Annotated in this window: 13 protein-coding genes; 2 read left to right on the top strand and 11 right to left on the bottom strand. The window is 61.4% G+C overall.

The window, feature by feature from the left end; translation table 11 throughout:
* Positions 1–6: 6 nt before the first annotated feature.
* The 7 genes from atpD to atpB form a co-directional block, all read right to left on the bottom strand.
* On the bottom strand, positions 7–1,422 hold the full coding sequence (atpD, locus tag HS122_07255; GenBank protein ID MBE7538192.1) for a F0F1 ATP synthase subunit beta: 1,416 nt from the start codon (positions 1,420–1,422) through the stop codon (positions 7–9).
* A gap of 33 nt (positions 1,423–1,455) precedes the next feature.
* Entirely contained in the window at positions 1,456–2,331 is an 876-nt protein-coding gene (gene atpG / locus HS122_07250) for an ATP synthase F1 subunit gamma (protein MBE7538191.1), read from the bottom strand.
* A gap of 47 nt (positions 2,332–2,378) precedes the next feature.
* Entirely contained in the window at positions 2,379–3,905 is a 1,527-nt protein-coding gene (locus HS122_07245) for a F0F1 ATP synthase subunit alpha (GenBank protein ID MBE7538190.1), read from the bottom strand.
* Positions 3,906–3,945: 40 nt separating this feature from the next.
* Complete coding sequence (locus tag HS122_07240; GenBank protein MBE7538189.1) at positions 3,946–4,335, bottom strand: F0F1 ATP synthase subunit delta; 390 nt, start codon at positions 4,333–4,335, stop codon at positions 3,946–3,948.
* A gap of 52 nt (positions 4,336–4,387) precedes the next feature.
* Complete coding sequence (gene atpF, locus HS122_07235) at positions 4,388–4,951, bottom strand: F0F1 ATP synthase subunit B (GenBank protein ID MBE7538188.1); 564 nt, start codon at positions 4,949–4,951, stop codon at positions 4,388–4,390.
* A gap of 70 nt (positions 4,952–5,021) precedes the next feature.
* Complete coding sequence (atpE, locus tag HS122_07230) at positions 5,022–5,234, bottom strand: ATP synthase F0 subunit C (GenBank protein MBE7538187.1); 213 nt, start codon at positions 5,232–5,234, stop codon at positions 5,022–5,024.
* Between the two features lie 76 nt (positions 5,235–5,310).
* On the bottom strand, positions 5,311–6,222 hold the full coding sequence (atpB, locus tag HS122_07225; GenBank protein ID MBE7538186.1) for a F0F1 ATP synthase subunit A: 912 nt from the start codon (positions 6,220–6,222) through the stop codon (positions 5,311–5,313).
* A gap of 362 nt (positions 6,223–6,584) precedes the next feature.
* On the opposite strand from atpB, the gene HS122_07220 reads away from it, so the two are divergent.
* Positions 6,585–7,727: a lactonase family protein gene (locus HS122_07220; GenBank protein MBE7538185.1), complete on the top strand. Its 1,143-nt coding sequence runs from the start codon at positions 6,585–6,587 to the stop codon at positions 7,725–7,727.
* Positions 7,728–7,918: 191 nt separating this feature from the next.
* The gene (locus HS122_07215; protein MBE7538184.1) at positions 7,919–8,467 is read left to right on the top strand and encodes a hypothetical protein; all 549 of its coding nucleotides are present in this window, start codon (positions 7,919–7,921) and stop codon (positions 8,465–8,467) included.
* Between the two features lie 11 nt (positions 8,468–8,478).
* Here HS122_07215 and HS122_07210 read toward each other — a convergent pair whose 3' ends face one another.
* The 4 genes from HS122_07210 to HS122_07195 are packed head-to-tail and all read right to left on the bottom strand — an operon-like array spanning position 8,479 to position 12,511.
* Positions 8,479–9,411 (bottom strand): murein L,D-transpeptidase, encoded by a 933-nt coding sequence (locus HS122_07210; protein MBE7538183.1) that lies wholly within the window; start codon positions 9,409–9,411, stop codon positions 8,479–8,481.
* A gap of 59 nt (positions 9,412–9,470) precedes the next feature.
* Positions 9,471–10,334, bottom strand: coding sequence for a DUF1343 domain-containing protein (locus HS122_07205; protein MBE7538182.1), 864 nt, complete (start codon positions 10,332–10,334; stop codon positions 9,471–9,473).
* Positions 10,335–10,350: 16 nt separating this feature from the next.
* Positions 10,351–11,106: an ATP-binding protein gene (locus tag HS122_07200; GenBank protein ID MBE7538181.1), complete on the bottom strand. Its 756-nt coding sequence runs from the start codon at positions 11,104–11,106 to the stop codon at positions 10,351–10,353.
* Entirely contained in the window at positions 11,084–12,511 is a 1,428-nt protein-coding gene (locus HS122_07195) for an IS21 family transposase (protein ID MBE7538180.1), read from the bottom strand. The genes HS122_07200 and HS122_07195 overlap by 23 nt, the downstream gene beginning before the upstream one ends.
* Positions 12,512–12,517 lie beyond the last annotated feature (6 nt).

The raw sequence follows: 12,517 nt of genomic DNA, 5'->3' as shown, positions 1-12,517 counted from the left end.
GCAGTCCTACTTCTTTGCAGCAGAGAGCACCTCGTCGATGCCACCCTTCATGTAGAAGTCACCTTCAGCCACCTCATCGAGCTGGCCGTCGAGGATCATCTTGAAGCCGCGGACCGTCTCCTTGACGGGAACGTACTTGCCCGGCGCGCCGGTGAAGACTTCCGCAACCGAGAACGGCTGCGAAAGGAAACGCTGCAGCTTGCGCGCACGATAGACCGTGAGTTTGTCCTCCGGCGAAAGTTCGTCGAGACCGAGAATGGCGATGATGTCCTGGAGATCCTTGTAGCGCTGAAGAATGCGCTGCACCTCGCGCGCAACCCGGTAGTGCTCCTCGCCGACCACCGACGGCTCCAGAGCTTTCGACACCGAGGCGAGCGGATCGACCGCCGGATAAATGCCGAGTTCGGCAATCGAGCGCTCCAGCACGATGGTTGAATCCAGGTGGGCGAAGGTGTTTGCCGGAGCGGGATCGGTGAGGTCGTCCGCCGGAACATACACGGCCTGCACCGACGTGATTGATCCCTTCTTTGTAGACGTGATGCGCTCCTGGAGGAGTCCCATCTCGTTCGACAGCGTGGGCTGGTACCCGACAGCGGACGGCGAACGCCCGAGCAGCGCCGACACTTCGGAACCGGCCTGGGAGAAGCGGAAGATGTTGTCGATAAAGAGCAGCACGTCCTGGTTCTTCTCGTCGCGGAAATACTCCGTCATCGCCAGCGCGGAGAGGGCCACACGCATGCGGGCGCCCGGCGGCTCGTTCATCTGGCCGTACACGAGCGCGACCTTCGACTTGCTGAGGTCCTTCTGGTCAATGACACCCGCCTCGGACATCTCGTGATAAAGATCATTGCCCTCGCGCGAACGTTCACCCACCCCGGCAAACACCGAGTAGCCGCCGTGCGCCTTGGCAATGTTGTTGATGAGCTCGAGAATGACGACCGTCTTGCCGACTCCCGCGCCGCCGAACGCACCCGCTTTGCCGCCCTTCATGAACGGGCAGATGAGATCGATGACCTTGATGCCGGTTTCGAGAATCTGCGACTTCGTGTCCTGCTCGGCAAGGGCCGGAGCGGGCCGGTGAATCGGGTAGCGCTTCTCATGCGCAACCGGGCCGCGTCCGTCAACGGGGTTGCCGGTGACGTCGAAGATGCGGCCGAGCACGCCATTGCCCACGGGAACCGAAATCGGCGCGCCGGTATCCACGGCAACCATGCCGCGACGAAGCCCCTCGGATGAGGACATCGCAATCGCACGCGCAAGGCCGCCGCCCAGATGCTGCTGGACCTCCAGCGTCAGGATCTCCTTCCGACCGGACACTTCGAACTCGATGGTGAGCGCCTGATAGATGGGCGGAATGGTGTTCTCGGCGAACTGGACGTCGACCACGGGGCCGATGACTTGGACGATCTTGCCGGTATTCATAAAGGGCGTTTGAAGGAAAGAGGGTGAATGGTATCAGGCCGCGAACGAGGCTGCCGCGATTTCAAGAATCTCCTGGGTGATCGCCGCCTGGCGCGCCTTGTTGTACTCGAGTGTGAGGTCGCCCAGCAGCTTGGTCGCGTTGTCCTTCGCCGTCTTCATCGCCACCATGCGGGCGCTCTGCTCGGAAGCCTTGGCGGACAGCACGAGCTGATACAGGTGGCGGTTGACGTAGAACGGGAGCAGGGAATCCAGAACCGACTGCGCATTGGGCTCGAAAAGCATGTCGCGCGTGTCGTTGAACTCATCGGCAACCACGCCTGCATGGTGCTGCAGCGCGTCGATGAACTGGCGAAGGTTGCTCAAGGGAAGCACGGGGCGAACCAGGGGTTCCTGGACCAGCGTGTTCTTGAATCGCGCATAGATGACCTCGACGGTGTCGATCGTCCCTTCCAGAAAAAGCTTCACCATGAATTCCGCGACCACGCGGACCTCGGAGAAGGCCGCCCGGTCGCTGATGCTGAAGTCGGCGAGCAGATCACGCTTCGTGCGGGCCAGAAACTGCGCGCCCTTTTTCCCCGCTGCCACGAACTTCGCCGGCGTCCTGATGTCCGTGACCAGCTTGAAGAGGTTGGAGTTGAGCGGCCCGCACAGGCCCTTGTCGGTGGATATGAAAAGAATGCCGCGCGTCCTCACCTCGCGTCTGGCAAGAAAGGGATGCTGGGATCCCTCCACACGGGGTGCCAGCGCCGCCAGCATGTTCGCCATGAGCTGGGCATAGGGACGCCCAGCCAGCGCGGCATGCTGCGCCTTTTTCATCTTGGACGCCGCCACCAGCTCCATCGCCCGGGTTATCTGGCGCGTGTTCTTGACCGACTTGATGCGGCGTCGGATGTCGCGGGTTGAAGGCATTTCAGAAGTGACTCAATGGCTGGCGTTGCTGGAACCGGATCAGCGTCCTAGCCGGCATACGACGATTTCCAATCGTCCATCGCCGTCTTGATTTTCGCCTCAAGATCCTTGTCGAGCGCGGCCTTCGTGCGGATTTCCGTCAGCAGGGCATCCTTTCGGGTGCTGAAGAACTCGCGGAGTGAAACAGCGGCGGCCGTGACCTTCTTGATGTCCAGGCCATCGTAGTACCCCTTCTGCATCGCCCAGAGCGTGACCACCTGCTGCTCGATGGGCACCGGATTGAACGCGGGCTGCTTGAAGAGCTCCACGATGCGCGCGCCGCGATCGAGCTGGCCCTTGGTCTTGGCATCCAGGTCCGAGCCGAACTGTGCAAACGCGGCAAGCTCGCGGAACTGGGCAAGCTCGCCCTTGAGTTTGCCGCCAACCTGCTTCGTCGCCTTGATCTGCGCGGCGGACCCGACACGCGACACGGAAAGACCAACCGACACCGCCGGACGAATGCCCTGGTTGAACAAATCCGTCTCCAGGAAGATCTGGCCGTCGGTGATCGAAATGACATTTGTCGGAATGTAGGCCGAGACGTCGCCGGCAAGCGTCTCAATGATCGGCAGCGCCGTGAGCGAGCCCTTGCCATCGAGGCGCGCGGCGCGCTCGAGCAGGCGCGAATGGAGATAGAAGACGTCGCCCGGATAGGCTTCGCGGCCGGAGGGGCGCTTCAGAATGAGCGAGATCTGGCGGTAGGCGACGGCGTGCTTGGAAAGGTCATCATAAACGATGAGCGCATCCATGCCATTTTCCATGAACCACTCGCCCACCGCTGCGCCCGAGTACGGCGCGAGGTACTGGTTGGCGGGATTGTCGGCGGCGGGCGCCGCAACAATGACCGTGAACTCCAGGGCGCCGGCCGCCTCGAGCGCGCCGATGGTGCGCACGATGTTGGAATTCTTCTGCCCGATCGCGACGTAGATCGAATACACCGGGCGGAAATTCTTGTCGCCGCTCGCGAGGCCGACCTTGTTGATCTTCGCCTGATTGATGATGGTATCAATCGCGATGGTCGTCTTGCCCGTTCCGCGATCGCCGATGATCAGCTCGCGCTGACCGCGGCCGATCGGAATCATGGAGTCGATCGCCATGATGCCGGTGAAGAGCGGCTGGGAGACCGATTTGCGCACAATGATGCCCGGCGCGATTTTTTCCACGGGATAGGTCTCCTTGGACACGATCGGGCCCTTGCCATCCACGGGATTTCCGAGCGCATCGACGACCCTGCCGAGCAAGCCCTTGCCCACGGGAATCGAAAGCAGCCGGCCCGTCGTCTGGACTTCGTCGCCCTCCTTCAGGCGGGAAATGTCGCCGAGAACGACGCAGCCCACTTCATCCTGCTCGAGATTGAGCGCGATGCCGACGGCACCGCCGGGAAACTGCACCATCTCATTGTACACGACGTCGGACAGGCCGTCGATCTTGGCCACTCCGTCGGCGACAGTGCGGATGACACCGGTGTTCTTCCGGACCGCCTTGCTGGAAAGTCTGGCGATCTGCTGTTCGATTTGTTCGAGAACCGTGCTCATGCGGCGGTAAGGTTATGCTTTTGATGAAAGGGAGGGAAAATCACACAGAAAGGCCGGCCAGCTGGTTGGCTACGGACGACTCGTAGACATCGTCGCCCACGCGCACACGCACGCCGGCAAGCAGGCCGGGGGCGTCCTTGGCGACCGCTGCAATGGGGCGCTGATAACGGCGCGTCATGGCTGTTTCAATTGAAGCCAGGACTCCCGCGCCCAGAGGGCCGGCGTGCTCGACCACGGCGCGCCCGCGCGCGAATTCCGCGGCGACAAGGCGGCGGTAGGCGACAAGCACCGCCATCGGGTGTGCCGGAGGATGCTTGTCCAGGTATTCCAAAACACCCGTGACGCGCTCGGCGGAAAGCCTGCCGTCGGCAAGGCTCAGCGCGAAAAGCTGGCGGGCGAGTTGCTGGACTTGCTTCTTTTGCGCGGACATTGAAACGAAATTTGGAAAGCCTCGCGGGTGGCGTAAACCGAATGGTGGGTCGCTATTGGACGCTGCTGAGTTCACGCGCCGCCGCGTCATTGTAACGGCCGCGTTCCGCGTCGGTCAGCTCCTTCGCGAGCACCCGCTGGGTCGTCGCAATGACAAGGCGGGCGATTTCGCCGCGCGCCTGTTCGAGCATTTTCCTGTGTTCGAGATCAATGGCCTGCTGGGCCTTGGTGATGATGCCGTTGGCGCGCTCGGTCGCGGCCGCGGTTTCGCGCTCGGCGAACTCCTTGGCCGTCTTGCGCGCCTCATCGATGATGCGCGCCGCCTCGGCCTGCGTTTGCTTCAGCATCGCTGCGTTCTCCTGCTGGGCGCTGGCGAGCTGGGCCTTGGCGTCGTCGGCAAACTTGAGACCGGCGGCGATCTTCGCCTTGCGCTCCTCGATCGTCGCCATCACCGGCTTGAAGGCGAAATACCAGAGAAGCGCGGCAACGACCGAAAAATTGACGGCCTGCGCCAGAATGAGGGGCAGATCGATGCCGAAATCCTGGGCGATCTTGGTGATGTCGGAGGACGCATTGTGGGCCTGGCCTGCGGCTTCAACGGCAGCGACGAATAGCATCGAGGAGAGCATGGCGGAAAAGGGGCCGTGCGAAGCGCCAGGCGCCCCGCACGGTGATTGAACTCACGGATTATTTGCCGAGGAACAAGGCGTAGAACGCCACCGCCTCAGCGAGCGCCATGCCGATGATGGCCTGAACCAGGATCTTGCCGGAAGCGCCGGGATTGCGACCGACCGCTTCAACGGCCTTGGTGCCGACGAGACCTACGCCAAGAGCGGCGCCGAGACAGCCGAGCGCGCCCTGAATACTGCCGGAAACTTCGGCTAGGATTGTGCTGATCATATTGAGTTGGGTTTTTGGTTGGATTGACCGCCGTGCGCGCAGCATTGGCACGCTCCCGGCGGAAATGAGACGAAATTCAATGATGCGCTCCCGCAGCCTTGTCGTGACCGTGCCCCCCAGTCCCATGACCTTCCTCATGACCGTCGCCATGATTGCAGATCAGCCCGATGTAGACACTGACCAGGAGCGTGAAGACCAAGGCCTGGACAAAGCCGATGAGAATCTCAAGGAAGTAGAACGGGATCGGAAGTCCCCACTTCAGCATGCCGGACATGGTGTGCAGCAGGTTCTCACCGCCAAACACATTGCCAAAAAGACGGAAGGAGAGGGACACCGGACGAAACGCGATGGAAATGAGCTCTATGATGCCCACCGCAAAGAAAATGAGGAAGAGAAAGTAGTAGATCGCAGCCGGCACTTCCTTCTTGTCAGCTTTGTTGCCGAAGATGTCATAAATGATGACCTTCGGGCCCGCATAGCGGACGACGAAATAGATCCAGGCCAGGAAGGAAATGAGAGCGAGAGCGATCGTGCTGTTCATGTCCGCATTGCCCGGACGAACGAAGTCACGCCACAGGTGCCCATCGTGGTCGAATATCTTCACCGTGCCAACTCCGGGAAAAAGCCCGCTCCAGTTCTGGATGAGGATATAGATGAACAATCCCATCAGCAGCGGAAAGGTGGCTCGGGCAACCTTGCTGCCAACGATCGGCGACGTCAGATCCATCACTCCCTCCACCAGGCTTTCAATCAGCGATTGACCGCGGGATGGCACAAGTTTGGGGCGACCTACCGCCAGGCGGATGGCAATGATCAAAACCGCAGCGACCACCCAGCTCGTCACCATGCTGTTCGTCACCGGCATTGGCCCCAGCTGAAACAGCACCTCTGCCGCCGGTACAACACCATGGGAATCCCCCGCTGCATAAGCCGGCATGCCGAGTGCAAACAGGCTGGCAAGAAGGGCTGATTTATGGACCCGTGTCATGTACGCGTGAAGAGACGTGGAACGATTGGAAAGGTTCAAACGAAGCCAAACGCATCTTCCTCCGTCAACCTCAGAAATGTCATCGAACAATCGATGTGCACGAAATAAGATGACGCCAAAAGCGGCGCGCTGACACTTATGCTCCAACACCGGTCAGGCTATCGCCAAAAACCGCGCCACGTGCGTTCCCTGCTTCCCGATCCCGCACGCCAAAATTGCGGCCAATAACTTGAAACTAGTGCTCCGACTCCAAGCAGCTTTTCTTCCTCTCACAGGACTGTCACCGAATCCCAAGACCAGCTGGGGTTGCAGCTTGGTTCCCGCCAATCCTTCGGATAGATCTGCAGTACATGAACCCTTGGATGAATTTTCGCGTCGGACTCCTCTTCTCGTTCCTGCTGCTTCTTATCAATAGTTCACGGGCTTACGCCGAAGTCTTTCATGTGTATTTTGGTACTGGCGGCCGCGGCGCCGACGGAATCTACCACTCCAAGTTTGACACTTCATCCGGCAGACTCGAACCAGCCACGCGTGTTGCTGCCGCATCCAACCCGGGATTTCTCGCGCTGCACCCAAGCGGTCGAATTCTCTACACAGTGGCAACCCTCGACAGCATTCCAGTGGTGGCCGCTTATGGGATCAATGCCGACGGCTCTCTCGCATTCATCGAAAAGTCCCCCATCGGGGACGGTGCTGCCGCTCACATCGCCGTGCATCCGTCCGGCAGGTTCCTGCTGACGGCTCAATACGGCGGGGGATCGGTCGCGCTTTTTCCCTTGGACGCCAATGGCCGCCTGGGATCCGCACAACTGACCAGGCACTTGGGAGCATCCCGGACCTTCGCGAGGCGCCAGGACTCACCTCACCCCCATTGGTGCGGCTTTTCTCCAGATGGGAGATTCGCGCTCGTTCCCGATCTCGGGGCCGATCGCATCGTCATCTATCGGGTCGATCCGGATAAGCCTGCAATCACTCCGCACGGATTCGCCCAATCCACTCCCGGCGCCGGACCACGCCACCTGCGTTTCTCCCCGGACGGGCGTTTCATCTATTTGCTGGAAGAGCTGTCTCTCACAGTCACGACGTTTGAATGGGACGCCGCAGCAGGCACCGCGCGCAAACTCGCGACAGTCCCCACCCTGAGCGAGGACGTGAAAGCGCAGGAAACCTCCAACCTCGCGGCGGAAATCCTGGTTCATCCCGGCGGGCGTTTTATTTATGCCTCCAATCGGGGCAATGACTCGGTGACAGTGTTCCATGCGGATCCCGCGACCGCAGCTCTGAAAGTCGTGCAGGTCCAACCTGTCCGCGGGGCCTACCCACGAAACATCAATCTTGCACCCGGAGCCGCATGGCTGCTCGCCGCAGGACAGGATTCAAGCACCGTCTCGGTGCACAAAGTGGATCCGGAATCCGGAAAACTGACCTTTCAAACGAGGGGCGTGATCAATCTGCCGGCACCCATCTGCGTCCTATTCGTGAAAACTACGGCGCAAGTTCAATAACCCCGATCGAAGGCTGTGGCCGACGGGATCCGACATCATTGAGGGATGACAACCCAAAACCAGCGCATCAGGAGAAACCCCCACTTCAGCCGGGGTCCATACCGCAGACTACGCGTTTTTACTCCCGCAGTGGCATCAACTGCCGTTAATTAATGGGATAGACGGCGCTGCATCCGCTCCCGTGTTCACCTGTGGCAAAAAGTCCAAGTTCATTTCTCAAGTCCCTGCGGCCCTCCGCGAAACCTTCGTCAACCCCCGCTGCGGACAACGTCAGTGCAACCGGGAATGTCGAATCGGTCTCCCTTCCCGCGTCACCCTACCACCCCGCGCTCGCACTCTTTGCGAGCCAGAAGCAGGCGCAGGCCAGCGCAGAGCTCCTCGGCACATCCTGGGCTCCCATTCCGTTCGCATGCGGCTATCTCATCACTGATGGCTGGCACTTCCACGACACACGCGGCGTCGTAAAGACTTTCTGCCCGGTGCCGCACGAATGCCTGGAGGCAATCCAGGACATCGTCACGCAACTTCAGAAATCCGATCTCGATACGAGGTTCTATCCGATTCACATCACGCAGGCGCTCCGGGACAACCCCGCGCTTGCAAAGCTCAAGCAGGCGGCGTTCGACAGCATCTGCCTGTGCACGTTGATGCGCATCGCGCACGCTCCCTACACAGGGGACAGAAACGACTGGCTGACCATTCCCGCGTGGGCTCTGCGCATCCCCAAGCGCCGGTCCTGATCACGGAGACTTCAGGGCTCAACCAACACGGGCAGCCCCACCCACGCCAGGCGCAGCAGCGTTTCCGCATCCCAGTTGGCAAGGCGGAAGCATCCATGGGACTCGGTTCGGCCCACCTGCTCCGGAGTGGGCGTTCCATGAATGCCGTAGCCGGGACGATTGAGGCCGATCCACGCAACACCCACGGGATTGTTGGGGCCGGGAGGCAGGATCAGCCTGCGGCCGAGTTCACGACCCTCCTCAGATTCAACAAATACCGCGGGATCGAACGTATAATCCGGATTCGGTATCACCACCGTGACATGCAGTTCGCCCACCGGACGCTTGGCCACTTCGCGGCCAATGCTGACTGGAAAGTGAATCACCACACGCCCGCCGTGATCTCGGGCTGTCAGGGTGCGCAGACCCAGGTGGATGTGGATTTCGCCAATGGGCCCCTCCACGGCGACGGAGGGAACCGAAGGCACTGTGACAACCGTGCCTGCGGAGACATGCTCCCAGTCGATTTCAGGATTCAAACTGCGCACGAGTCTGTGGCTTGCCCGCGCACGTTCCGCGACAAGTTCCAGGATCGTCGCAAAACTGAGCCGGGATTGCTGTGACTTGCCCAGCCACGTCGGACTCAGCGGCTGCAGGCTCGCCAGATCCGCATCGGTGACCGTAACTTGGGTGAGCGCGGGAGAATCCAGGGTCAGGTGCGTCCGCGTCACGGCATCAAGAGCGCCGGTGACCGGGATGCCTTCCCTTTCCTGATACGCCCGGAGCGCACCCTGGGTCTGTGGGCCCGGAACACCATCGATGGGACCGGAGGAAAATCCAGCCCGTGCAAGCGCAACCTGTGCCTCGAGCCAGGACTCCGCGCCCGCACCCGCGAGCACAATCGAACTCGAAAACAGGATTCCCAGAACCCGGAGTCGTGGAGACATGATGGTTGAAAACGGCATGGATCGCGCGTCTCCACGCCTGCCACCGTGAATGACGCGCCGCGCGCAGGCGTCAAATTTCAATACAGCCAGAACCTTCGCGTTTCCTGCCGGAACGCATCGGCCCTTCCCCTCCATTTTCGTTGAAAGGCCTCCACGTCGACATTCGCCCCCCTGATCAGAAGGGCCTGCCACCACTCGGTGGATCCAGCGTGAATGTTGAACAGCCTCACCTCGTGCGGCCCCAGTTTCGCAAAAGGGTTTGGCGGATCGTAGCGGCACGCGAGACGGAGCAGGTGAAAGCTCAGCTCCGTCGGATTCCACGCATCCCAGTCCACGACATCCACCCACACGCGGGTGACCGGCGCACCCTTGACCGCTGCGCCGGCAATGAGTCGATATCCAAGACCCGGCAATTTCCATGAACTCATTTCGTTCATGAGTTCGGAGGCATTCATGTCCTTGTAAACGAGGCTGCGAAAGGGATGGGGCGTGCCAATCCCATGGGTGAAGCCGCTGTACTCGCAGCCCAGCCCGCACATGGCATAACCCACCACTGCATCAAAATCCGGGATGTTCGGTGAGGTCGGAACGAACTTCAGTCCCGTATCCGGCCAGCGCATCGCCCGGCGCCAGCCACGCATCGGAATGACCATGAGCGATCCCTTTGCACGAACTTCATCGGACAGGTCCATCACGCCACTCGTGCCGACGGCATAACGCGCAAGCTCTCCGAGGGTCAGCCCATGGACATACGGAATCGGATACGCCCCCACTCCACTGCGCCATTCGGGATCCAGCAGGGGTCCATCCACCTTGAGTCCACCCAGCGGATTCGGGCGATCGAGCACGATACATGTGAGCGACTGAGCGAACATCATGGATTTCTGGCGGATAAGAAGTCGATAGAGGAGGGAAAGGACGCCGATGGCGGGAAGCGCCATCGGCGGCGTGGATGGATCAGGAGGGGGATTCTTCTGGGCGGCGGTCCTTCATGCGGTAGGATTTTCCTTCGATGACAACGGTGTGAGCGTGGTGGAGGAGGCGATCGAGGATGGCGGAGGTGATGCCGGCGTCGTTGTTGAAGATCGTGGGCCAGCTCTTGTAGGCCTTGTTGGTGGTGACGATGATCGAGCCTCGCTCGTAGCGCTGGCTGATGATTTGGAAGAGGAGGTCGGCGCCAGCCTTGTCGAGGGGAAGATAGCCGACCTCGTCGAGAACGAGCAGTTTTGGTGCGACGTACTTCTTGAGTTCAAGGGCAAGCCTGTGCGCCGCCTGGGCTGCGAGCAGCGAGTTGATGGCGTCGACGGCCGTGGTGAAGAGCACGGCATGTCCTGCCTGGCAGGCTGCGTAACCGAGTGCGGAAGCCAGGTGTGTCTTTCCCAGGCCGACGCCGCCGCAGAAGACCGCGTTGGTGTGTTCCTCGATGAAGCGCAGTTCGAAAAGATGGCGCACCTGCGCCTCGTTGATCTGCCGGGGCCAGTCCCACTGGAACTGATCGAGGGTTTTCTTCACGGGGAAACGAGCTGCCTTGATCCGGCGAAGGAGTGCGTGCTGCTGGCGATCGTGCGCCTCGGCCTCGACGATTCTGCGCAGGAACTGGGCATGGGACCAGCGCTGCTTTGCGGCGTCGGCGGTCAGCTCCTCGTGATGACGGCTCAGGTGGGAGAGCTTCAGATACTGAAGCTGGGATTCAAAGGTCATGGCGTTGCTCATGGGTGTAGGGGGTCAGATCGGGTGCGGGCAGTTCCAGTTCGAGCGCTCCGGGAGCGCGGGTCAGATGCAAGGGGCCGGGCTCGGGCAGTCGCCGTGCGCGCTGTTCGAGGAGATTCACGATGTAGTCGCTGGAGTAGGCTCCGAGTTGGTGGGCGCTCTCGATGGCGTGCGCGAGGGCTTCGGCGCCGTAGGCGGGGATCAGTTCGACGATGCGATGAAGGTGATGGCCGGCATTCATGCGCCGCTCCACAAGCGCACGATGATACGGTCCGGCTGCGGGAGTCAGTTCGAGGAATCGAATCAGCAGCCGCTGCCGGGCGCCGGATTTCCTCTGTGCCTCCAGTTCGCGCACATGATCGGGGTTCTCCATGTCCAGCCTCCGGCCGAAACGGCGGACATGCTCCGCGACCAGGCTCGTGCCGGCGTACAGCCGCACCAGTTCGCTGGAAAGCTGCGCGGTCAGCAGCGCTCCCGCATGTCTTGGAGGAACCGAGTAGCGGTTGGTGTCGATCGTGACGCGGAAGCGCCGGGAGGCGCGCACGGTGCGTGTCTGGACCGCGGCGTAGGGCTGGGGGCTGAGCGCAAGCAGGTGCACGCGCTCCTCCGCCAGCCGGTCGAGCGGGCGGACCTTCGTTTCACCGTGCTCGCGCACGTTGGCCACCGTGTCGAGCCACAGCTTCACGGCCGGATTGAGTTCGGCAAACCGTGTGATCGCGCGGCCCGAAAGGAAACTCTTCTTCACATACGCGACGGCGCTCTCGACGATGCCCTTGGACTGCGGATGACCCGGCCCGCAGGCCTTGATCCGAAAGCCGTGGTGCCGGGCAAAATCGAGGTACTGCGGGTTGTACACCGGCTCGGTCCCGGGCGCGTGCGAAAGAACGGCCGTCTTGCAGTTGTCGACCATCACCTCCTGCGGCACGCCACCGAGCAGTTCGAACGCGCGCTGGTGGGCGCCGAGGAACCACTCCTGACCTTGACCCAGTGTAAACTCGACGTGCAGCCACCGGCTGTAACCGAGCACCAGCACAAAGAAACTCAATGCGCGCCTGGTGCCGTCCACCTCGACCGCGCCGAAGCTGCCCCAGTCGACCTGGGCGCACTGGCCGGGCGCAAACTTCAGCGTCAGGAACGCCTCCGTGCGGGGTGGACGTATCCGGCGAATGTACTCCTTCACGATCGAGTAGCTGCCCTCGTAGCCCTGCTCCTTGAGCCTGCACCAAACCTGCATCGCGCTCAGCGGATGCGCCTCGATCAGCCGTGCGATCGCCGCGCGGTACGGATCGAGCTTGGAGCGGCGGGGTCTTTGCGCGCCGCGACTGCGCTCGTACTTTCCGCGCTTGAGCCATGTCCTGACAGTCTGCCAATGCAGCCCGAGTGCGGCCGCAATCTGCGTCATGTTCATTCCGGA

It is taken from the genome of Opitutaceae bacterium, from assembly GCA_015075305.1.
Classification (GTDB): Bacteria; Verrucomicrobiota; Verrucomicrobiia; order Opitutales; family Opitutaceae; genus UBA6669.
The sequence above is the reverse complement of the archived record's forward strand: the minus strand, read 5'-3'. Positions and strand labels throughout refer to the sequence as shown.

Bases quoted from the DNA above. Each gene is read 5' to 3' on its own strand.
- HS122_07205 (MBE7538182.1), bottom strand. From the start codon at position 10,334: ATGGCGCTTCCCGCCATCGGCGTCCTTTCCCTCCTCTATCGACTTCTT.
- HS122_07220 (MBE7538185.1), top strand. From the start codon at position 6,585: ATGAATTTTCGCGTCGGACTCCTCTTCTCGTTCCTGCTGCTTCTTATC.
- atpF (MBE7538188.1), bottom strand. From the start codon at position 4,951: ATGCTATTCGTCGCTGCCGTTGAAGCCGCAGGCCAGGCCCACAATGCG.
- atpE (MBE7538187.1), bottom strand. From the start codon at position 5,234: ATGATCAGCACAATCCTAGCCGAAGTTTCCGGCAGTATTCAGGGCGCG.
- HS122_07195 (MBE7538180.1), bottom strand. From the start codon at position 12,511: ATGAACATGACGCAGATTGCGGCCGCACTCGGGCTGCATTGGCAGACT.
- HS122_07200 (MBE7538181.1), bottom strand. From the start codon at position 11,106: ATGAGCAACGCCATGACCTTTGAATCCCAGCTTCAGTATCTGAAGCTC.
- HS122_07245 (MBE7538190.1), bottom strand. From the start codon at position 3,905: ATGAGCACGGTTCTCGAACAAATCGAACAGCAGATCGCCAGACTTTCC.
- atpB (MBE7538186.1), bottom strand. From the start codon at position 6,222: ATGACACGGGTCCATAAATCAGCCCTTCTTGCCAGCCTGTTTGCACTC.
- HS122_07210 (MBE7538183.1), bottom strand. From the start codon at position 9,411: ATGCCGTTTTCAACCATCATGTCTCCACGACTCCGGGTTCTGGGAATC.
- atpG (MBE7538191.1), bottom strand. From the start codon at position 2,331: ATGCCTTCAACCCGCGACATCCGACGCCGCATCAAGTCGGTCAAGAAC.
- atpD (MBE7538192.1), bottom strand. From the start codon at position 1,422: ATGAATACCGGCAAGATCGTCCAAGTCATCGGCCCCGTGGTCGACGTC.
- HS122_07240 (MBE7538189.1), bottom strand. From the start codon at position 4,335: ATGTCCGCGCAAAAGAAGCAAGTCCAGCAACTCGCCCGCCAGCTTTTC.